Source organism: Desulfatiglans sp. (assembly GCA_012513605.1).
Classification (GTDB): domain Bacteria; phylum Desulfobacterota; class DSM-4660; order Desulfatiglandales; family HGW-15; genus JAAZBV01.
Window position 1 is genome coordinate 1 of sequence record JAAZBV010000028.1, and the last position, 20,452, is coordinate 20,452.

Genomic DNA, 20,452 nt, shown 5'->3' on the forward strand with positions numbered 1-20,452 from the left:
CTGTCAAAATGGCTTACCATACTCTCCTTGAGCAGGCGGTTTTCCTCCCTTAAACCTGTATGATCCATTGCCCTTATGAGTGAAATCCTGAGTTCGTCAAAATCCAGGGGTTTGATCAGGTAGTCATATGCCCCGTTTTTAAGGGCATCAACCGCTGTTTCAACAGATGAATAGGCGGTCATGATGATTATGGGGATGGCGGGGTTGATGATCTTTATCTCCTTTAATGCCTCAATGCCTGAGACCTTTATCATGCGGATATCCATGAGTATCAGGTCATATGCCCTCTCCTCTACCTTGGCAATTGCAGTTGAGCCGTCATCCGCCTCCTCAATAAGATATCCCCATCCTGAAAGCAATGTCTTAAGCATGGTGCGGTGTGCTGTGTCATCATCCACAACCAGTATTGTATTTTTCTTATCTGTACTCATATTTGTTCTCCTAACTATAGCGGCAGTGTAATGATTACACTGGTACCTGCTTCAGGGTTGCTCTCCACCTTTATCTCACCATTATGTGATTCTATTATGCGGTGAACAATCGCTAAGCCCAGCCCTGTACCTGACTGTTTTGTGGTGAAGTAGGGGTCAAAGATGCTCCCGATGTCACCCGGGGCAATCCCTTTACCTGTATCGCTTACAGTGATCCTTACTACCTCCATATCCGCGTCATAATCCGCCTTTACCAATAACTCCCCGCCATTTTCCATTGCCTCAATGCTGTTTAAAAAGAGGTTCAGAAATACCTGGTTCATACGATCCGTATCAAAGGGGATATAGGGGATGCCCGGTGCTATCTCAACCTTGACCCTGATATTGCGTTCATTCGCGTTTCTTTCAATCATCTTGGTAGAGTGGTTGATCACCTTGCTGATATCAAGTATCTCCTTTTTGATATCAACCGGTCTTGCAAAATCAAGGAGCTGGGTGATTACCCTGTTCAGCCTCTCCACCTCGCTTACCATAATATGGGCCGTATTTTTATCCTCAGGCACATCCTTGTATCTCTCGCCAAAGTATGTGGCAAACCCTTTTATGGAGCTTAGGGGGTTTCTGATCTCATGTGCTACACCTGCGGCAAGCCTGCCTATGGATGCAAGCCTTGTGCTGCGCTCAACCTCCTTTTTAAGCTCCTTTACCTCTGACAGGTCTCTGAAGAGAACAATATACCCCAGGAGAGTGCCTGAACTGTCTTTAAGTATAGAGAGGTATAGATCCAGATATACCTTGCTGTGTTCTTCGAGCTCTATTTCAAGCTCTTTAACTATGTTTTTCTCGTTAACACGCAGTTCATTTATCAACTGGATCAGCTCTTCCGGAAGTTTCTCTGCAGCTGGTTTGCCCAGCGTCTCGTGGCCCGGCATATGGAGCAGCGTTTCAGCAATGTAATTAAAGGATGCAATCCTTGAATCGGTATCAAGTACAATAAGCCCGATGGGCATGTTTTCTACTATGTTATCAGAAAGTGCCTTTATCCTTGAAAGGGATGTCTGGGCTGACCTGTATGCCTGTACAAGTATGAGCACGGAAATACCTGCAAACCCTATCAGGAGAAGATAAAACCCCTTTTTAATAAGTTCCCTTGTATCTTCCCTGCTCTGTGCCTCCAACTGGGCCATATCAAGGCCAACATAGATTATTCTGCTCTCTTCTTCTGGATAATATGGATTTCTCCCGGTAAAGGCATCTCTTCTGCTCCTCTGATGTTGTTGCCCATCTCCCGGTCTGCCTAAGGGGGCCCGCATCCTCATTGAGGGCATAAATACCCTGTATACCTCAAAAACCCTGTTGCCACCCCTGTCTGTGACCTCGCGTCTTTTTAGTTCGCCTGTCTCCACCAGCATTGAAAAATCAAGATTTTTAACATATTTTTCACCGATCTGATCCTGATCGCTGTGGTTTGTGATGTTTCCTTCCAGGTCAGTCAATATGATATATGAGATTTCAGGATTCTGGGTATAAAATGTTATCAGACCCTGGAGTGGATTCTGATCCCTTAACTGATTAAATGCCTCTGGCATAGGGAACCTGTCCATTATGGAACCTACCATTGCATTTCTTGTGGCCCATTCAACACTCAATATGTAATTTGCTCCTTTATCAATAAGAAGCCGTTCAATAGCGCGTTTCTGCCTGTTAATATTATCAGATGTCCAGAAAATAAATATGGGGAGAAGTATAATAATACATCCCGCCATTATCCATAACAGGGGCCTGAATTTTGTACTTGCTCTATTTTGAAAATGATTAGCCATATCATGCATATTAGCAACATCCGTTCCATTATACTTTTATTAGTAAAAGGCCATTTTAAAATAAATAATATTAATATATCAATATTTATTTGCCAGCATATGCATACTTTTTACACACCACATCTTCTATAAAAGGGTAACTTATATCCATATGATTAAAATATACTCAATTTTATGATATTCCATAATAGTCACCTTTCATTTTAAAAAAAAGGTGATTTTTTACATATATCAGGTATAATTAAGCAAAAATACGGTATGAATAATTAGTTTAATTATTATCAGGGATCTGACCGACATCCTATATAATAAATCCTTAAGAGTTATTTTATGCTAACCTTTAAATTTAAGGGCGTAAAATGCTTTCATTTCTAATAGTGGATGACAAAGAAAATCTGGCATCTGAACTCAGAAGGCTTCTTGCAGAGCTGTTCCCAGGATGCACAATCAAACAACCTCCTGTACATGAAGAGATAATAAATGCCCTTGATGACAGGCCTGACCTGATCTTTGTAAGATCATCTATTGAAGCCGGGATACTGGCCAATCTTCTTAAAAAACGAATATCAGAAAAAGAGACCTCGCTGATACCTGTTGTGCTCCTTGTTGATGAATTGCATCACATCACACTGTTTGATGAATCAATTAAGAGAGATATTGAGGGCATCGTGACATGGCCATTGAACAAATACAGTGTTGAATCCATTGTGAGGTCTATGATCAGGCTGAACAGGGCTGAATCAGAACTTAAGGCAAGGATTTCGCGCGACGAGACAAATGGCTCTGAGAGCGCAGAGGAGATTAGAAAATACCAGGAAAGACATGAGGGTATCTTTGAAAACACAATAAACGCAATAGCAATATACAGGCCCCAGGATTCAGGAAATGATTTTATTATTGTTGAATTTAACAGGGCCGCAGAAAAGATAGAAAAGGTAAAAAGAGGGGATATTGTCGGTAAAAGGGTAACGGAGGTCTTTCCAGGTGTAATTGAGTTCGGGCTGATTGAGGTATTCAGGAGGGTGCTTAAAACCGGTATCCCTGAGAGACACCCTGTTAGATTTTACAAGGATTCGCGCATTGTGGGCTGGCGTGAGAACTATGTGTACCGGCTTCCATCAGATGAGATCGTTGCAGTATATACTGATGAGACAAAACACAAGGTTGCTGAAATTGCCCTCATGGAAAGCGAAGAGAGGTTCAGGCAGCTTGCAGAATATATCCAGGAGGTCTTCTGGGTCGTTTCTCCTGACTGGAAAGAGGTATATTATATAAGCCCTGCCTATGAAAAGGTCTGGGGCCTTTCATGTGAGAGCCTCTATAAAAACCCTGTATCATGGTCAGACTCTATCATCAAAGAAGACAGGGATATTGTATTATCATACCTCAAGGAAAAGACTAAAGGTGATGTGGATGAAATAATCTTTCCGGAATACAGGATAATCCATTCTGACTTTTCTATCCACTGGATTTCAGCACGGGGATACCCTGTTTACAATGAAGAGGGTAAGTTGTACCGCATTGTAGGCATAGCAGAGGATGTCACGGAAAAAAAACAGTCAGACAAGGCATTTAACGCAATACTCGAAGGTACCTCATGGGTAACAGGCCAGGATTTTTTTGATAAAATAGTCAGGGAATTATCCATCTGGCTTGACTGTGATGTAGCCATAATAGGAAAGGTCACCAAAAATTCAACTATTGAGTCCATATCCATCATAAGGGAAGGGAAATTGTCAAAGGTTTATTCATATCCCCTGAAAAACACACCATGTATGGAGGTAATAAAAAAGGGGTATTTCTATCACCCTGTAGGGCTTAAAGAACATTTCTCTGAGGCTGTGCAACTCCATGATCTTGATATAACCGGATTTGTGGGTATCCGGCTTCTAAACAAGGAGGAAGAACCGATTGGTGTTCTTGCGGCCATGTCAAAGGATTTGCTTATACTCCCCAAAAGGGCAGAGGATGTTATGAAGATACTTGCTGCCCGAACATCCGCTGAGATAGAGAGGATGAATACTGAAGAGAAAAAAAAGCAGGTGGAAGCGCTTTTACAACAGGCCCAGAAGATGGAGGCCATAGGAACCCTGGCAGGCGGCATAGCCCATGATTTCAACAATATCCTACAGTCTATAATGCTCAATACCGAACTGGCCCAGTTTGAAAACAGCGGGAACAACGTTGTGCAGCACAGGATGGATGAGGTATTAAAGGCCTCGAAGAGGGCAACAGACCTTGTAAAGCAGATACTCACCTTCAGCAGGCAGAGTGAGATAGAGTTAAGGCCCCTCAAGATAAGCCTTGTTATAAAAGAGGCGCTCAAGATGCTCAGGTCTTCGCTCCCTTCAACAATAGAGATGAGCTCCAGCATATCTACTGAAGACGATCTGGCCCTGGCTGACCCGACCCAGATACATCAGGTGGTAATGAACCTCTGTACAAATGCCGCCCACGCCATGCGTGAAAAAGGGGGAACACTTAGCGTGAATCTTGAGCCGGTTTTTATACAGCCTGAATCTACCTCTCTTTACCCTGAATTACTACCAGGGCCGTATGTCTGCATGAAAGTCAGTGATACCGGGCACGGCATTGATAAAAATCTTATTGACCGGATATTTGACCCCTTCTTTACCACAAAGGAGCGTGGAGAGGGAACAGGGCTCGGGCTGGCTGTAGTTTATGGTATTATTAAGGAACTCAAAGGGACCATCAGGGTGGAGAGTGAAAAAGGCATGGGAGCGACCTTCACCATACTTTTACCGAGGATACAAAGGCCGCATAAAACCGAAGCTGCTGAAGCTAACCCCATACCCCACGGCACTGAAACAATGCTTCTGGTTGATGATGAAGAGGGGCTGCTTGTTGCCCAGAAAAAGATATTTGAGAGGCTCGGCTATAAAGTCGAGACTCATTCAAGTAGTACAGCGGCTTTTGAGGTCTTTAAAAGAGACCCGAAGCGGTTTGATATAGTAATCACAGACCAGACCATGCCTAAGATGACAGGCGCCCAGCTTGCAAAAGAATTCATGACCATAAGGCCTGACATACCCATAATCCTCTGCACAGGCTTCAGTGATGTCATCTCCGAAGAGGAGGCAAAGGCAATAGGCATAAAGGAGTTTATCATGAAGCCTATTGTTATAAGCGACATTGCCTGCAAGGTGAGGAAGATACTCGACAAATAGGCTACATCAGACGGCCTTCAATTGTTTCGGCGTGATGCATATCAATACGATATTAATGGTATAATATTTCTTATATTCTTCCGGTAGATGCGGAAATCACTATCAAGAGTGAAGATGTGACTGCCAGGATATATCTCGGACATCCTTACAAGACAGGCATCAGCAAGTGACATTGGAACATCAGTGTACTTTTTAAGAAGCCATTTTACCTGATCAAGGGAATCTTCTATTTGAAAGGAGATATTAATAACTCCCCGTTTAAGGAGTTCAAGTACAATTTCAGCTCCTCCCCGTATATCGCGGAGTAAAAAACATGCCTCGGATAGTACAGCTTCGCATGTTAACAAAGGAGGGGCAATTCGAGACCATTGCTCTTTTGCCCATTTATGATATTCATCCCTGGCATTAATAAATGCAACAATTGGCCCTGTATCAATAATAACATTTTGTTTCATTTTCCGTATTCTGCCATACGGGTCTTGTTATAAGAGAGGTCTACCGGTCCATTTACCGATCCGGCAAGATCTTTAGCAAGCTCCATGCAGGAACCCTTTAGAGAGCCGCCCTCTCCATTAACAATTGTCTCTATTGCCTCTCTTAACAGGGCAGACCTGCTTTCTCCTTTTTGTGCCGCTGTTGAATCAAGCCTTTCCAATAAGTTTTCAGGCAGTTTTACAGATAATGTTTTCATTTTACCCCCTGCGGTATTACCTATTTGACACTATCGTATTACCGCTTTAAGGTATTGTCAATATGGTTATTGATTAGTATTTCTTATACAACTCCTGTGCCTTTTTGAGTGAATCCACATCATCAATCCCCATCACCTCATTTTCATCCGCTGCAACCACATAGCCTGTTTTAAGGCCGTCATTGTACATCATCTCAACCATGTCAGTGATAAAATATTCCTTTACCTCAACCTGTTTCCCCTCTCTTTCCTTAATGACTATATGGGGCTGAGCGCTCAATAGTTCAAGATATTTTATAAGGGCATCCCTTTTCACGGCATATATGCCCCCATTCACTATGCTGAGTCTTTCCTGCTCCTGCACCGGGAATTTGTGCCAGTATTCCCATTCAACAATCCTTTTTACATAATTGCCGTTGGTGTCAAGCACACCATATTTCTTTTTGTCACGTGGAACAAACCCCAGAATGGTCAGGTCACACACTGACAGCCCATCCACTAGCCCCTGAAATGTGGAGGCCTTTATCAGGGGTGTATCGCCCATTGTTATAAGCAAAGAGTCATACTGCTCATTTTTTATAAAGTCCTTTGCAGCGAGCAGTGCGCCGCCAGTACCATTAAGCTCAGGCTGTTCATAATACTTTGCATTGCAGGCGCTGGTCGCCCTTATCACATCCTCCTTTTTATGATTTACCACAATGGCCTTTGGCCCTTTTGGCAGTTTATCAATTATGCTCAAAAGTATGGGTTTATCTCCCTGAAAGACCTCCCCTCCCTTTGGCACAAGTGGAAGAAGCGTCTTGTTACCCTCATAGCCCTTTACCCTGCTCCCTTTTCCCGCTGCAAATATAAGCGATGCAATCTTCTTGTTTTCCAATTTGGTTCTCCCTACTATCTCGACTAACGTTTAACATATTTTAATAATAAATATTTTCAGATTTTTATCATTAATGTATCAAAAAGTGTACTTTAAAAAGCAGGTTATAATTGTACTGTTAGCTACCTTTTTTAAGTCATAATAACAGTCTCACTGCTTGAAATAGCATAAAATCCATGCTATTTTATTTTCATGATAAACTCCTTTAAAAACAAAGCAACAGAAGATATCTATAATGGCAGGCCATCAAAGATTTCTAGAAAAATTTGTCCAAAGGAGTTATGGAAAACAGCATCAAGAAAACTTGACCAATTGGACTCAGTGACATCACTGGATGAGCTAAAAATACCACCTGGAAACAGATTGGAATCCCTGACAGGTAATAGAAAAGGGCAGTATAGCATTAGAATTAATGACCAATACAGAATCAGTTTCAAATGGATTGAGAATAACCCTGATGAAGTAGAGATAACAGATTATCATTAACAAAATTTGACGGAGAGACATTTATGATTAGAATACCAACTCATAGAGTTCCAACACATCCTGGAGAAATGCTTTTAGAAGAATTTTTAAAACCTATGGGAATTACCCAAATGGAATTAGCTAAATCTATAAAAGTACCATACCAGAGAGTGAATGAAATTATTAATAGAAGACGTGGTGTAACGCCAAGCACTGCCTTGAGACTCGCAAAGGTATTCGGGCTATCAGCTGATTTCTGGTTAAATCTTCAAATGAAATGGGATCTGTATAATGCTAATATAACCGAATCAGGTACCTTAAAAAATATAAAGCCGATACCAACGAACCAAAAGAAATTTGAACATGAATCATACCAAACGATATAAGCAATTTTGATTTCCCTCACTCCCTCATTGCAAAAGTGAAATCATAAAATATGTTCAATGACCTTACCATACAGCAACTGTGCGCACTTGATTACAACCGGAACATGGTTGTTACCGCAGGTCCAGGCGCAGGTAAAACCAGAATCTTAAGCCACCGCTTCTGCTTTATCCTTCTTACCGATGAGAGGGTTACCCTTCCGCAGATACTTACCCTCACATTTACTGAAAAGGCCGCAGAGGAGATGAAGGGCCGCATTTATGACATGCTTATCAGCCTGGATAAAAGATTCAGGCAGGGGGGTAACAACCGGTTAAGGGAGAGGATCAGGGAGGCAAAGGATCAGTTTGACAAAAACAGGATATCTACAATCCACTCATTCTGTGCAAACCTGTTAAGGGAGCACCCTGTGGAGTCAACCACTGACCCTGATTTTAAGATCACCCAGGGTATGCGTCAGCAGATGATACTTGATAGCGCCATCAAAGAGGCCATAAAAACCATATGGGATGAAAACAGGGATGAGCTCATCCCGCTCCTGCGTTCATTCGGGGGTAAAAACAGCCTGATAAGCGCGGTCAGGGGCCTGAGTGAAAACGTATCACTATATGAAAGGGTGCTTGATACAAAAGAACGCCTTTTCAGTATCAGCGACTGGAAGGATCAGGTGTTCAATGATTACTGCCTGTATCTAAAAGAGAGGTTTGTGCTGCCTTACCTGAAGGGGCTGAATGAACAGGAAAACATGAATGATACCGCAAAAGAGCTGATCGCCATCCTTGAAGAGTGGCTTCCTTCAGGTGACACAGAATATAATGGTTATGGCATACCTGCCCTTTTCAGTAGGATGAGAGCCCTTGCAAGCACAGGTGGCGGACCAAGAAAGAGGTGCAGTATTGATGTTGGGCTCAGACAGCTTTCATATATTGATATGGTTAATGAACACTTTCCTGACCTGTTTATCCTGAATAATCCTGATTCCATATTTGAAAAGGAGCTTAACTCCTTCATGAAGGTGGTTAAGGACTCCATAGAAAAATATTCACATGAAAAGGGGCTGATCAACAGTCTTGATTTTTCTGACCTTGAGACAAGGTCTCTCATGTTTCTAAAAAAGATGCTCGAAAACAGGAAATCCCAGCACCTAAAAAGGATACAGGAGAGATACAAATATATCATGGTGGATGAGTTCCAGGATACCAACAGGATACAGTGGGAGATCATCAGGACCCTTTGCATGGATACATCAGGACAAAGCCTTAATGCACTGCTTCCGGGCCGAATATTTGTTGTGGGGGATAAAAGACAGGCTATATACCGCTTCAGGGGAGGCGATGTCACGGTGTTTGAAAAGGTAATAAGGGAGATAGGGCAATCAAATATAAAACCTGGCCCCCTCTTTTTTCAATCAGAGGAGATGAAAGGACGCATTAAAGAGATAGATAATGGGTTTGATCCTGCCGCCATTACTGACAGGTTTAATATGCTTACTCTTAAGGATCAGGCGAGTATCTTAAATGGTGATATCTATCTGCCCCATAATTTCAGGAGCGATCAGAGGCCGATCAACTTTTTCAACAGCACCTTTGAGGAGGTATTCAGCAGCAGACATGCCGGGGATATAAAGGAGTACGAGACCGCTCCGAGGGATATATTGGCAGCGGATAATAAAACCGACGACCCGCTGGCCATGGGGTCTGTAACCATTTATATTCCATCTCTCTCTTCTGAATCTGAAAAGGCCGGGGAGCCTGAGATAGAGTCAACCCTTATAGTAAACCTTATAGAATCTATAATGGGAAAACAGGGCACAGAAACCTATGAATACAGGGTCTATCAGGATATACGCGAGAAAATAGAAAAAAATGAAAAGGCAATAGGCATACTCTTTTACGCCTTCACCCATATCAGGAGATTTGAAAATATATTAAGGGAGGCACACCTCCCATTTGTAATCCACAGGGGAAAGGGCTTTTATAAGAGCAGCGAGGTGATAGAGATGCTCCAGTTCCTGAATTTTCTCGCTGATGAAAGGCAGGAGATATCGCTTTTAAGTAGTCTCAGGGGGCAGATCTTCGGGTTAACTGACCCTGAGGTATTTGATCTCTTTTATAACAGGAAGGCGCTGACATGTGATGCGAACATGCCAGACCACCCCTATATAAGGAAGCTCTTTAAAGAGATCGCATCCTTCCGGGAGCTTGCCTCGCGCCTTACCATATCTGAGCTGATACGCACCATCATCTCAAGGCGTTCACTCACAGCCGCATATTCTGCATGTGAGAGGGGTGGTCAGACACTCCTCAATATGGAAAAGCTCATGGATATTGCGCGGAGGTTCCAGCATGAAGAAAAGGGTTCTCTGCACGATTTTGTTAGATATTGCCTTGATATGGCGGAACAGGATGAGGATGAGGGAGAGGCAGTCATGGCAGGGGGCATAAACAGCCCAATAACCCTCATGACCATACATGCTGCAAAGGGGCTTGAGTTCCCTATGATAATCCTGCCCCAGCTAGACAGAAAAATCCTGATTACCCCTGATACAGGAAAACCCCTGAGGCTCTACACCCCTGCAGAGAATAATGGTTTAAAGTGGAACAGCAATGAAGGAGATATGCCCCTGTGGCCTGTTGAGGCACCCTCACTTGATTTTCGCAGGGCAAAGGGGCCGCTCATGCACCTGCTTATGCACAGAAACAGCCTTGAAGAGGTGGCGGAAAACAGGCGCGTATTTTATGTTGCATGCACCAGGGCAGAGAACCACCTGGCGCTTCTGTGTGCTGAACATCCTTTAAAAGCGGAGATAAAGCCTGTCCCCCTTACCTCTGACGACTACAGGGAGAAGGCCAGTATAAATCAGATTCTTACCGACATACATGGGCTTAACCTGGAGTATGGCGAAGATGAAGGATGCGATAATAACAGGTTTTTTCCAGTCGTAAAAAGGCCCCTGGTAAAAATGGAGGGATTCAGGGGCATTGAATATTCACCCCAGATGCCAGACCCCGGTTCCTTTGGGGCATATGACGAGGGTATCAGGGGGCTTGACCTTACGGCACCTGTAAGGTCAAACCCATATTTGCAGGTAAGCTTTACCTCTGTGCGCCTCTTTTTAAGGTGCCCTGTCAGGTTTTACCTGAACACAGTCCTGAAGCTTAAGGAGGGCGAATACAACAGCACATATGATGATGAAGAGCGCCCTGATGAAACCTTCTTATCTGAGGATATGGAGGACTATGATTCAAAGGATGCCCTCTATACAGGTAATTTTATCCACGGCTACCTTGAAAGGCACAGATTTGGCAGCCCCTTTGATGAGGCACTCTTTGATAAGATAAAAAAAGGGATGCCCCCTGATGATCACAGACCGGATTTCCACCTTGAAAGGATAAAACATCTGCTCATGAATACGGTGGCAGATAAAAGGCTGATTGACCTCATGAAAGAAAAGAGATTTTATACTGAAGTGCCATTCCTCGTAACCGCCAGGCCGGGGATAGAGTTCAGGGGGGTAATGGACATGATAATTGAAGAGCCTGAGACCGGGCACTGGATAATCATAGACTGGAAGAGCAATGATACTAAAGAAAAATCCCCTGAACAGATTGTTAGAGAAAGCGGTTATGATATCCAGCTCGCCTTTTACAGGTGGGCGCTGGAGAAGATATTGAATAAAAAGGTGGAAAGGCAGTATATCTATTTTCTTGATAATGGCCACCTCCTTGAATGCAACTGGCCGGGCAACCCGCCTGATATGCTCGATAATATATCACAAAAAATGGATGGGCTTGAGGATAAAAAGATATGGCAAGCAGAGGTCAGTGCCACAAGGGATAAAGGCACCGAATGCCGCTTCTGCGGGTATAACAAAAAACTGTGTCTGTAATAACCTAATATCTCTTTATTGATAACCACGGAGGTCACGGAGATATTATCTTTTAAGTTTTTACTCCGTGTTCCTTGGTTAATAATATTTTAGGTTTTCCCGTATCCCTAAGATATATATAAATCACTCAGATGCCCAAGCCTGCCTTTTTTTTCGCTTGCTAAATAGTAATCATCACCGACAAGCACAAGTACACGTGGGCCGCCCGACTCATTCTGGTTTGGCGGAAAATAGTCTATCATCTCCGGTATCTGGTCAGCTAGATTTTTTGCCTTCCCGATACGCATCAGAGGAAAATCGCCGAATGTGATACCAGATGCTTCATAATGGGTCTTCATCTCAGCAGGCAGGGTACTTTCTGGGTCTTTTGTTATAATGATAATCACATGTGTCCTGAACTGCGCTTTTCGATTTTCCGGTATCTCATCCATTACCTTTATTATATTATCAAGACTCTTTGCCCTGCCCTTTACCTCATCATAATTTTTATGAAACTTGTCCATGCTGATAAATGTCATGAGGGGTTCCTGAGTTGCATCCATATACCTAAAAAAGAAGTCGCGGGTTTTTATGAAATCATTAAAATAGCTGCCATTGGTGTTGTAACTGGGGAACTGCCCCGCCTTTGCGGTTTCCATAAGTATATCTACAAAGGTTTTGTCCCCCTCTTCCCATAGAGTAGGTTCTCCACCTGTATAGTTCATGTTCCAGTATGACTCAGGTATGCTCCTGCAGTCATCAAGTGCGATTCTTACCTGATTCCATGAAAGCCTGTAACCGGGTTTTATGATGTGGTCTTCTGCCTCTCCAACATATATATAACCGCAGTGCGCACAGTTGAGGTTGCATTTATGGAGCAGAGAGACCCCCATGATATTTGTCGGTTTGCGTCCGATATATTCCATAAAGGCCTCCCTTTTTTCTACCACCCGGTTGTAAGACCGGTGCCTGCGTAAAAATAACCTATTGCCTCTATCTCATGGATCTTACCGTTCCTGATCTTGAACACATGGGCGGCAGGCAGCTCAAAAGGCCCCCATTCATTTGCAAATTCGGTGATCCCTGGTACTCCGGTAATCTTCATCACCTTGGGTTCGCCATTGTGGCGGAAGATAGAGAATACAAATACCAGCCCCTTTTCTTCATCAACCGCAAATATACGTCTGTCAGTGATATCAGCAATATAACTTAAACGTCCCGTGTTAAGCTGATCCGCACATTTATAGGTACTGAATATATCCACATCCTTTTTACCGGTACGGTCATTGGCTGCAATCCCGCCGTTTTCCCTTCTCTCGCACTCATCCGCAAATGGTGCAACATTACCATTATTCTGAATAATGGCCTCATAATAGAGGTTGGCGATCTCTATCATCTTTTCGCGTGCGATACGCTCCATCTTGGGCTGGCGCTCCAGAAATGCAGGCCGGAGTGCTGACATATTTGGATTCAGGGGTTCACCCTTTTCATTGTGTACAACAAGGTGATCAATCTTTGTAATCTTTTTATCTTCTATCTTGAGCCTTATGGCCACAATGGTGGGATTTTTATTCTCCTCTATCACACCCATGAAGGCCACCTCATCAGCCGCCTCATCAGCAACTATGATCTTGAAATTGGTCGGGCCTGCGGTGGCTGTCTTCCAGAGCCCTTCGCCTATGGTTATCTTTTTGTTGTTTTCAACAATCTCTGCGTCGGCTGCAAGCGGGACACCGGCAGGGTCATTCTTCGCAAGGGCGGCAAGGTACTGGTCCATCTTATCTTCAAGACATTTTTTCGTGCAGCTCCAGCCGTCGTCACCCTGATACGGGGCATCAAGTATGGCCATTGCCTCTATCTCATAGATCTTGCCATTTCTGATCTTGTATATATGTGCAGCAGGCACTGTAAACTTGCCCCACTCATTTTTACGCTCTGTCAGCCCCGGGATATTTACAATGGGCATGGGGTCAGGTTCGCCATCATGATTGAACACAGAGAAAACCATAACAAGGCCCATTTCTTCATCTATTGCAGCTGGGCGGATCTGGTTGATGTCTGTGATGTATCTCCACATGCCTGTATCCATCTGTTGTGCGCAGGTCATTTTCATAAAGGTAAGCATACCGCCGGCTGATGTCATTGCCCCATCACCCATCTGTGGGTTCTGGTTGTTGGCAGTGGTCATGCCATTCTCATTACGCTGGCATTCATCAGCATATGGGGCGATAGAGCCATCATTCAATTCAAGAGATGGGTAATAGCTGAGCGCTGCTTTCAGCATATCCTCTCTCGGGGTCTTCTGTGCATCAGGCAGTTTTTCAACCAGGGCCAGCCTTGGCTTTTTAAGGCCTTCAGGTACAGTATTACCTGCCATTGCGGAGGCAGCAGGGGAGACCATGTGATCTATCTCTGTAATCTTGCCATCAACCAGTTTGAGGCGTGCACCAAGCAGTACCGGGTTGCCTTCGCTTTCCATAACACCCATGAAAGCGACACGTTCCTCTTTGGGGTCTGCAATATAGATCTTGAAATCGGTTGGAAGGGCAGATGCCGTCTTCCATAATCCCTCACCTATGGGTGTGGGTTTCGTGTTCTGAACCATTTTGACATCCTCTGCAAGGGGGACGCTGGAAGAGTCATGGCTTACAAGTGCTGCAAGGTACCTGTCCATCATGTTTACAAGATATTCCCTTGTATACCTGGTCGAAGCCACTGCCTCAGCCGGAGGGGACTCCTCTTCAGGCTCAGGAGGCGGACTTAAAGCGGAGTCAGTTGCTGAATCCTTTGATGAATCAGAGGGTGAAGAACATGCTGAAATAACAAAACAGAAAATCAGTAAAAGAGTGAACAAAACAACAGTTTTTTTCATAAGACCTCCCTTTTTGTGGCCCATAAAACCGGTTCAAATCTGGTATATCCTTTCATAATCCAGGTTATCCCGGTTTAAAGGCATAATTTGTTGATGTTTAAGCTGGAATATTTAATTTGGCGCTATGCCTGTTTGAAATGAACTATAGGAATATAGCCTTTTTGTGTCAAGACAATAAACCGGAAATATACACTGCGAGCGCCCTTAATGCCCTGTCAACTGACCTGAAGACTGCCATGCCCTTATTTGCCAGTTCTTTTGCCATGGGGTCATACAGCTCCCCTGCATCTATCACCCCTATGACCGGTTTATCTGTATTTTTTATTATTTCACCAAGCTCATTAACCATACTGCCCGGCCTCATAAATCCATAGCTATCATTCCCTGAAAGGGTTGTGGTTGTAGGGGATAAAGGGTCAAGGCCCACTATAATGGCGTCCACATTTTCATCCTCAACAAGCTGTTTTATCATCAGGATATGGGTCTCGTCATCCCCGGCAGGGTTTATATCAAAGGGGTTATTTACCTTTGTCAGCCTTGAAATCCCTTTTGCCTCAAGTAAACCATTAAATCTGTTTACTGTGGTTTCATTGAACCTTGCCATCGCAAGATAACACCCGTCGGTTTCAAGATTGTCAGCCATGCCCACCGCCTCAAAGCCTGCCCCGCTTAATGCAGCAATCCTGTTACCCCTTATGACCTTTTTATTGAGTTTTTCAGCCAGTAAAAGCAGGTCATTAAATTCTGTAAAGCTGGATGCAATAATTCCCCCTGCCTCTCTTACGCAGGATATAAAGAGCTGATAGTCGCCTGCTATTGTAGCTGTATGGCTTGTTGTTGCACTTTTGCCTTCTTTTGTCTTGCCTGCCTTGTAGATAATTACAGTTTTTCCATTCTCTTTTGCGTGTTTTATTGCACTTAAAAAAGAGAGCCCGTCCAGTTTCTTGAACCCCTCAGTATAGAGAGCGATCACATCTATATCATCCCTTTCAGCAATGTATGAGGTTACATCTCCAAGTGTAAGGTCATTCTGGTTGCCCACTGAAATCATATAGGCAGGATCAAACCCGTCGAGGCTACTTGCCCTTGTTATCATGAATGCACCGCTCTGGCTTATCAATGCAATATTTCTAGTGCGGACGTCTCTTTTTCTGGGCAGTTTCTCTTCAGGGATAAAGAGGGTGTCATATTTTCCGGGGTGGGACACAACACCAAGGGAGTTTGCACCCAGAAATACAGGGGTATTACGGCCTGCCAGCCTTGCCCTGTTGATTTTATCAGCCATCTCGTTCGCAAGTCCGATGCTTTCATCAGTCTCACCAATGCCACCCGGTATAAGGATTACTGATTTGCATATATCCTTTTCAAGTACCTTGTCGACTATATCCGGCACCTGTTCTGCCCCCACAGCAACCACGAGGAGGTCAACCCTTATATCAATGCTTGTTAGGCTCTCCACGCACGGTACGCCGTTAAAATTATCTGTGCCGGGCTTTATGATGCGGAGGTTTTGTTTCTCAAATCCCATTGCAATAATATTATTCAGAATAATCTGTCCGAAATTTACCCTTGTTGTTGAGACACCTAATATTCCTATTGTCCGGGGGTGTAATAGAGAATCGATCCTGTCCAGGGGCCGTTTACATGGCATCTTTTCAGTGCGGCTGAACCTGCATAAACCGTCAAGTGGTACAGGACAATTCGCTGAAAAGACAAACGGGTTTATCTCAAGCTCTTCTATCACATATGGGCTCTCAGAGCTGAAAGCTGAAAAACTGTTTGCGAGTGATATAAATGATGAAAACAGGTCTCTAAGTGCATTATCGATATCAACCGGTTTCTGTCCACGGGTAAGCCCTGCGAGCTTTCTGTAGCTTAAGGTCTTCCTGAACAGGGCCAAAAATTCATTGGCAGAGGTCATCATGGTTGATGCTGATACAAAGGCCATGCCCTTTTTAAAGGTCTCAGCATAAAGCTCTGTATCTGTGCCTCCAGGGCCAGCGGTTATTATCATTCCAAAATCGCGGGTCTTCCTGATACCGATAATGAATTCTGACCCAAATGCGGTTGATTCAAAGGGTATGTGCTGAACCATGAGCACACCCCTGATATCATGTTTAACAGCCTCTCTGAGCCTGCCCCCTGAAAGCTCTTTATATATTTCAGGTGAATGGATATCCCCATTTTCAAGGAGGCGGGCATAATACCCAGGCACATCGTTAAGCATCTGCCTGATAGCCTGCCTGATTATATCAGCCCTTTTTTCAACCACCTTTACACCATGAACATCTGTTTTGTGGCTTATATATGGAGAGACGATCTTGAGCACCACCCTTTCACCAGGAAGAGAGGTAAGCTCTTCGTCAGTATATGTCCTCTCTTTTTCCAGAAATATGTGGGCTGGAGCAGTAACACGGTGAATCATATTTAAGAGGGAATAGGTCTCGTGCTCAAAGAGGCTCGCCCTTCCATCACTTTCCGCTGATGCAAATATATTTATCATGGATTATTATCCTTGGCCCCTTACAGAGTGGAGGTTTTCGTAATGGGGCTCTCTGCTTTTTGAAAGGATTATACTTCGTCATGCCCGCGAAGGCGGGCATCCATTTGTTTAATATTTTTAAAAACCAATAAAATAGATTCCCGCCTCCGCGGGCATGACGACTATGGTCCTGTCATCAAATATACTTAAACAATCTAATCTTATTATGATCGTCAATAATATTACCCATAATTCTTCCGGGGGATGGTGGCAAAGTGAAACACCGGTTTTGTTATCTTGAGTATATTCAAAGGACAATGTTTAACCCCTGCCGGGATAAATGCCAGAAAACTTTCCCTCATCAGGTTTCTCTCCCCATCTATATAAAACTCTATCTCTGCTCCAAGGTCATTAAGGTTCTTTGGGTCTGTGCCGAAAAAACCTATTACCTCATCAACATCATGAGAGTGGGGATCAGGGCTGGAGTCATCCTTCTGATCGGTTGGCCAGAACCAGACTACCTCTACATAAAAGGCCCCGGGGATTACATCGCTATCAAGGTAAAACATGCGGGTGCTTCTTTCAGCGGAAAGGTTCCCTCCCCATTCGGGTACAACCAAATCTTTCCTGGGCTTTGTAATAATATATTTCCCGTGTTCTGATTTTGCCATTTTGTCTCACCTCAAGATTTAAAGGTAAATATTTCCTGCATTGTTTCCGCCAGTTTAATCAAACAGATATTTAAGTCAATGGTGATGTATAGCTTCACCAATCCTTTTTTATCTGCTTCTGAAGTTTTGTGATCGCCTTCCACCTTTTTCTCTCTGTCTGTTGAGTGCCGAGGTTTGTCCTCTCCTCAATAAATCTGGCCTCACGTCTCATGCGGGTATAGTTACAATATCTGTCAGGGTCGAGTTTCCCTGCTTTTATTGCCTCCTGCACTGCACAGCCCGGCTCAGATTCATGTGTGCAGTTTCTGAATTTGCAATCAAGGCTAAGCTCTTCAATATCGTTAAATGCCTCTTCTATTTCCTCTTCAACCATCCAGGGCTGAAATTCCCTCATGCCAGGTGTATCTATCACAATCCCACCTTCAGAAAGGAGCATAAGCTCCCTTGAGGTGGTTGTATGCCTTCCCTTTTGATCGCTTTCACGGACAGGGTTTACCCTCTGCCTCTCCATGCCGAAAAGCCTGTTTATTATGGTTGATTTACCCACGCCTGATGACCCGATAAAGACTATTGTCTTACCGGCCTGTATGTGCGCGGATAGGTCCAAAATTCCTGAATTTGTGAGGCCGCACACAGGTATAACAGACACACCAAAAATGACTTTGTTTATCTGATCCAGATATTCCTCTGGGTCAGGCACAAGATCGGTTTTGTTAAGAACAACCACCGGGGTTATCCCACTATTATATACAGTGGTCAGGTAACGCTCAATACGGCGCACACTGAAATCATTATCAAGTGCGTTTATCAGAAAACAGGTATCTATGTTTGCCGCTAGTATCTGCTCAGTAATCTTGCCCTGGATCTCAGACTTTCTACCGGACACCCCCTTTCTGGATAAAGAGTTTTTTCTTTCAAGAAGCCCGTGGATTATTGCCCTGTTTTTCTCCTTATAGGTTCTTATTGTCACCCAGTCTCCAACTGCAGGGAGCCCTCCACCATCTTTAGCAGCATGCTGCATCCTGCCTGACATCTCTGCGAGAAATTCCCCCTCTTCACACAGCACACTGTAAAAGCCTCCCCTGTGACCCTGTGATACCCTTGCTGGCAGTACCCCCTGTTCTGTTTCCTGATTCGAAAATTGTGTTCTGAAATGGTCATCCCATCCTAAATCTTCAAGCTTCATTTTATTCCCCTTTATTACTGTCTATGATCTGATAAATATTACCATTATGAGGGCACGGTGCCTCGTGCCCTCTTCATTATGGCAATTAAATGTTTATCAGCATCAAACAGGTTGTGTTATATAATAGTATAAGGGATTTACCAATAGAAAACCCCGGTTAATATATCTTTCCCCGGGGCCATAAATGAAAAGGCCGCCCATTTAGGCGGCCTTTATTAAACAATTTTTTAGGATACTATCCTTTCACAGACGAGGTCTCCTACCCCTGCTGTGCTGTAACCCATCTTGCCTGCATCCATGCTCTTCATCTTGTTTGCGGTGACATACTTTACCGCCTCTTCTATCTTGTCTGCTGCTGCCTGTTCACCAAGGGTCTCAAGCATCATGCCTGCGGCACATATGGCAGCAAGGGGGTTTATTACGCCAAGTCCGGTATACTTGGGTGCAGAACCACCAATAGGTTCAAACATGCTTACACCTTCAGGGTTGATGTTACCGCCTGCAGCAAGCCCCATGCCCCCCTGTGTAATTGCGCCAAGGTCAGTGATGATATCACCGAACATATTGCCTGTTACAAGCACATCAAACCATTCAGGACTTTTTACCATCCACATGCATGTGGCATCAACATGAAAGTATTCCCTTTTAATGTCAGGGTAATCTTTTGCGCCCATCTCATGGAAGGCCCTGTCCCACAGGTCATAAACATAGGTAAGCACATTTGTCTTGCCAACAAGGGCGAGTGTGTTGTGTTCACCCTTACCCTGCGCCTTTTTACCATATTTACGTGTATATTCAAATGCGTACCTGAGGCACCTGTCCACCTGGTGCCTTGAGTATACTGCCGTCTGTATTGCCACCTCATGGGGTGTGCCCTTCATGGTAAAACCGCCGGCCCCTGTGTACTGGTCGCCTGTGTTTTCACGGATAACACAGTAGTCTATCTCCTTTGGCCCCTTGTTCTTTAGCGGTGTCTCAACACCGGGGTAAAGCCTTACTGGCCTTAAGTTTATATACTGGTCCAGCCCAAAACGTGCCTTTAAAAGGACGCCCTTTTCAAGGATGCCCGGCGGCACATCGGGGTGACCTATTGCACCAAGCAGGATGGCATTATATTTTTTGAGCTCCTCTATGTCTTTGTCAGTGAGGGTTTCACCGGTTTTTAGGTAACGCTGACCGCCAAAATCATAGGAGGTTGTCTCATATTTGAACCCATATTTTTGAGAAGCGGTCTTGAGCGCCTTAAGTGCCTCAGCGATAACCTCAGGGCCTGTACCATCACCCGGAATAACTGCTATTTTGTACATTTTTATCTTCCTTTCATCTAAATTTTAAGAAAATGAATAATATGGGAATGATACCTATGTGTCAATTCTAAAAAAAGTCTATAGTTGCTATGTATAAAAGGAGTTAACACCATAAATAAATTAGGCTACCCTCTTTCTTATTAATATTAACGTGGTCGCCAAGCGCCACAAATTTACAAACGAAAGAGAGGTAGCCAAATGAATAGC

15 protein-coding genes are annotated in these 20,452 nt (G+C 43.9%); 4 read left to right on the plus strand and 11 right to left on the minus strand.

Annotated elements, in window-relative coordinates:
• Both GX654_03290 and GX654_03295 read right to left on the minus strand, forming a co-directional pair.
• Positions 1-431, minus strand: a 431-nt coding sequence (locus GX654_03290; protein NLD35870.1) for a response regulator, incomplete at its 3' end; no start/stop codon positions are given.
• 14 nt (positions 432-445) lie between these two features.
• Positions 446-2,263, minus strand: coding sequence for a PAS domain-containing protein (locus GX654_03295; GenBank protein NLD35871.1), 1,818 nt, complete (start codon positions 2,261-2,263; stop codon positions 446-448).
• Between the two features lie 350 nt (positions 2,264-2,613).
• Here GX654_03295 and GX654_03300 point away from each other — a divergent pair, with 350 nt between their 5' ends.
• Positions 2,614-5,442, plus strand: coding sequence for a response regulator (locus tag GX654_03300; GenBank protein NLD35872.1), 2,829 nt, complete (start codon positions 2,614-2,616; stop codon positions 5,440-5,442).
• Positions 5,443-5,483: 41 nt separating this feature from the next.
• On the opposite strand, the gene GX654_03305 is transcribed toward GX654_03300, so the two are convergent.
• The 3 genes from GX654_03305 to GX654_03315 form a co-directional block, all read right to left on the minus strand.
• Positions 5,484-5,897, minus strand: coding sequence for a PIN domain-containing protein (locus tag GX654_03305; protein NLD35873.1), 414 nt, complete (start codon positions 5,895-5,897; stop codon positions 5,484-5,486).
• On the minus strand, positions 5,894-6,133 hold the full coding sequence (locus GX654_03310; protein ID NLD35874.1) for a ribbon-helix-helix protein, CopG family: 240 nt from the start codon (positions 6,131-6,133) through the stop codon (positions 5,894-5,896). Before GX654_03310 ends, GX654_03305 begins: the two co-directional genes overlap by 4 nt.
• Before the next feature lie 73 nt (positions 6,134-6,206).
• Positions 6,207-7,010: an NTP transferase domain-containing protein gene (locus GX654_03315; protein ID NLD35875.1), complete on the minus strand. Its 804-nt coding sequence runs from the start codon at positions 7,008-7,010 to the stop codon at positions 6,207-6,209.
• A gap of 192 nt (positions 7,011-7,202) precedes the next feature.
• On the opposite strand from GX654_03315, the gene GX654_03320 reads away from it, so the two are divergent.
• From GX654_03320 to GX654_03330, 3 genes are read left to right on the plus strand one after another with little or no spacing between them, the layout of a single operon-like run.
• A complete protein-coding gene (locus tag GX654_03320; GenBank protein NLD35876.1) occupies positions 7,203-7,496 on the plus strand; it encodes a plasmid maintenance system killer protein in 294 nt (97 codons plus the stop codon).
• Positions 7,497-7,519: 23 nt separating this feature from the next.
• Positions 7,520-7,861, plus strand: a complete 342-nt coding sequence (locus GX654_03325; GenBank protein NLD35877.1) for a HigA family addiction module antidote protein — start codon at positions 7,520-7,522, stop codon at positions 7,859-7,861.
• A 50-nt stretch (positions 7,862-7,911) separates the two neighbouring features.
• The gene (locus GX654_03330) at positions 7,912-11,748 is read left to right on the plus strand and encodes a UvrD-helicase domain-containing protein (protein NLD35878.1); all 3,837 of its coding nucleotides are present in this window, start codon (positions 7,912-7,914) and stop codon (positions 11,746-11,748) included.
• 107 nt (positions 11,749-11,855) lie between these two features.
• Here GX654_03330 and GX654_03335 read toward each other — a convergent pair whose 3' ends face one another.
• The 6 genes from GX654_03335 to GX654_03360 form a co-directional block, all read right to left on the minus strand.
• Entirely contained in the window at positions 11,856-12,653 is a 798-nt protein-coding gene (locus GX654_03335; protein ID NLD35879.1) for a hypothetical protein, read from the minus strand.
• Between the two features lie 17 nt (positions 12,654-12,670).
• Positions 12,671-14,599, minus strand: coding sequence for a hypothetical protein (locus GX654_03340; protein NLD35880.1), 1,929 nt, complete (start codon positions 14,597-14,599; stop codon positions 12,671-12,673).
• Between the two features lie 166 nt (positions 14,600-14,765).
• On the minus strand, positions 14,766-17,102 hold the full coding sequence (locus tag GX654_03345; protein NLD35881.1) for a CoA-binding protein: 2,337 nt from the start codon (positions 17,100-17,102) through the stop codon (positions 14,766-14,768).
• 221 nt (positions 17,103-17,323) lie between these two features.
• On the minus strand, positions 17,324-17,752 hold the full coding sequence (locus tag GX654_03350) for a hypothetical protein (protein ID NLD35882.1): 429 nt from the start codon (positions 17,750-17,752) through the stop codon (positions 17,324-17,326).
• Between the two features lie 94 nt (positions 17,753-17,846).
• On the minus strand, positions 17,847-18,938 hold the full coding sequence (gene rsgA, locus GX654_03355) for a ribosome small subunit-dependent GTPase A (protein ID NLD35883.1): 1,092 nt from the start codon (positions 18,936-18,938) through the stop codon (positions 17,847-17,849).
• Positions 18,939-19,165: 227 nt separating this feature from the next.
• Positions 19,166-20,245 (minus strand): 3-isopropylmalate dehydrogenase, encoded by a 1,080-nt coding sequence (locus GX654_03360; protein ID NLD35884.1) that lies wholly within the window; start codon positions 20,243-20,245, stop codon positions 19,166-19,168.
• Positions 20,246-20,452: the final 207 nt, after the last annotated feature.

Bases quoted from the DNA above. Each gene is read 5' to 3' on its own strand.
- GX654_03295 (NLD35871.1), bottom strand. From the start codon at position 2,263: ATGCATGATATGGCTAATCATTTTCAAAATAGAGCAAGTACAAAATTC.
- GX654_03300 (NLD35872.1), top strand. From the start codon at position 2,614: ATGCTTTCATTTCTAATAGTGGATGACAAAGAAAATCTGGCATCTGAA.
- GX654_03305 (NLD35873.1), bottom strand. From the start codon at position 5,897: ATGAAACAAAATGTTATTATTGATACAGGGCCAATTGTTGCATTTATT.
- GX654_03310 (NLD35874.1), bottom strand. From the start codon at position 6,133: ATGAAAACATTATCTGTAAAACTGCCTGAAAACTTATTGGAAAGGCTT.
- GX654_03320 (NLD35876.1), top strand. From the start codon at position 7,203: ATGATAAACTCCTTTAAAAACAAAGCAACAGAAGATATCTATAATGGC.
- GX654_03325 (NLD35877.1), top strand. From the start codon at position 7,520: ATGATTAGAATACCAACTCATAGAGTTCCAACACATCCTGGAGAAATG.
- GX654_03330 (NLD35878.1), top strand. From the start codon at position 7,912: ATGTTCAATGACCTTACCATACAGCAACTGTGCGCACTTGATTACAAC.
- GX654_03335 (NLD35879.1), bottom strand. From the start codon at position 12,653: ATGGAATATATCGGACGCAAACCGACAAATATCATGGGGGTCTCTCTG.
- GX654_03340 (NLD35880.1), bottom strand. From the start codon at position 14,599: ATGAAAAAAACTGTTGTTTTGTTCACTCTTTTACTGATTTTCTGTTTT.
- GX654_03345 (NLD35881.1), bottom strand. From the start codon at position 17,102: ATGATAAATATATTTGCATCAGCGGAAAGTGATGGAAGGGCGAGCCTC.
- GX654_03350 (NLD35882.1), bottom strand. From the start codon at position 17,752: ATGGCAAAATCAGAACACGGGAAATATATTATTACAAAGCCCAGGAAA.
- rsgA (NLD35883.1), bottom strand. From the start codon at position 18,938: ATGAAGCTTGAAGATTTAGGATGGGATGACCATTTCAGAACACAATTT.
- GX654_03360 (NLD35884.1), bottom strand. From the start codon at position 20,245: ATGTACAAAATAGCAGTTATTCCGGGTGATGGTACAGGCCCTGAGGTT.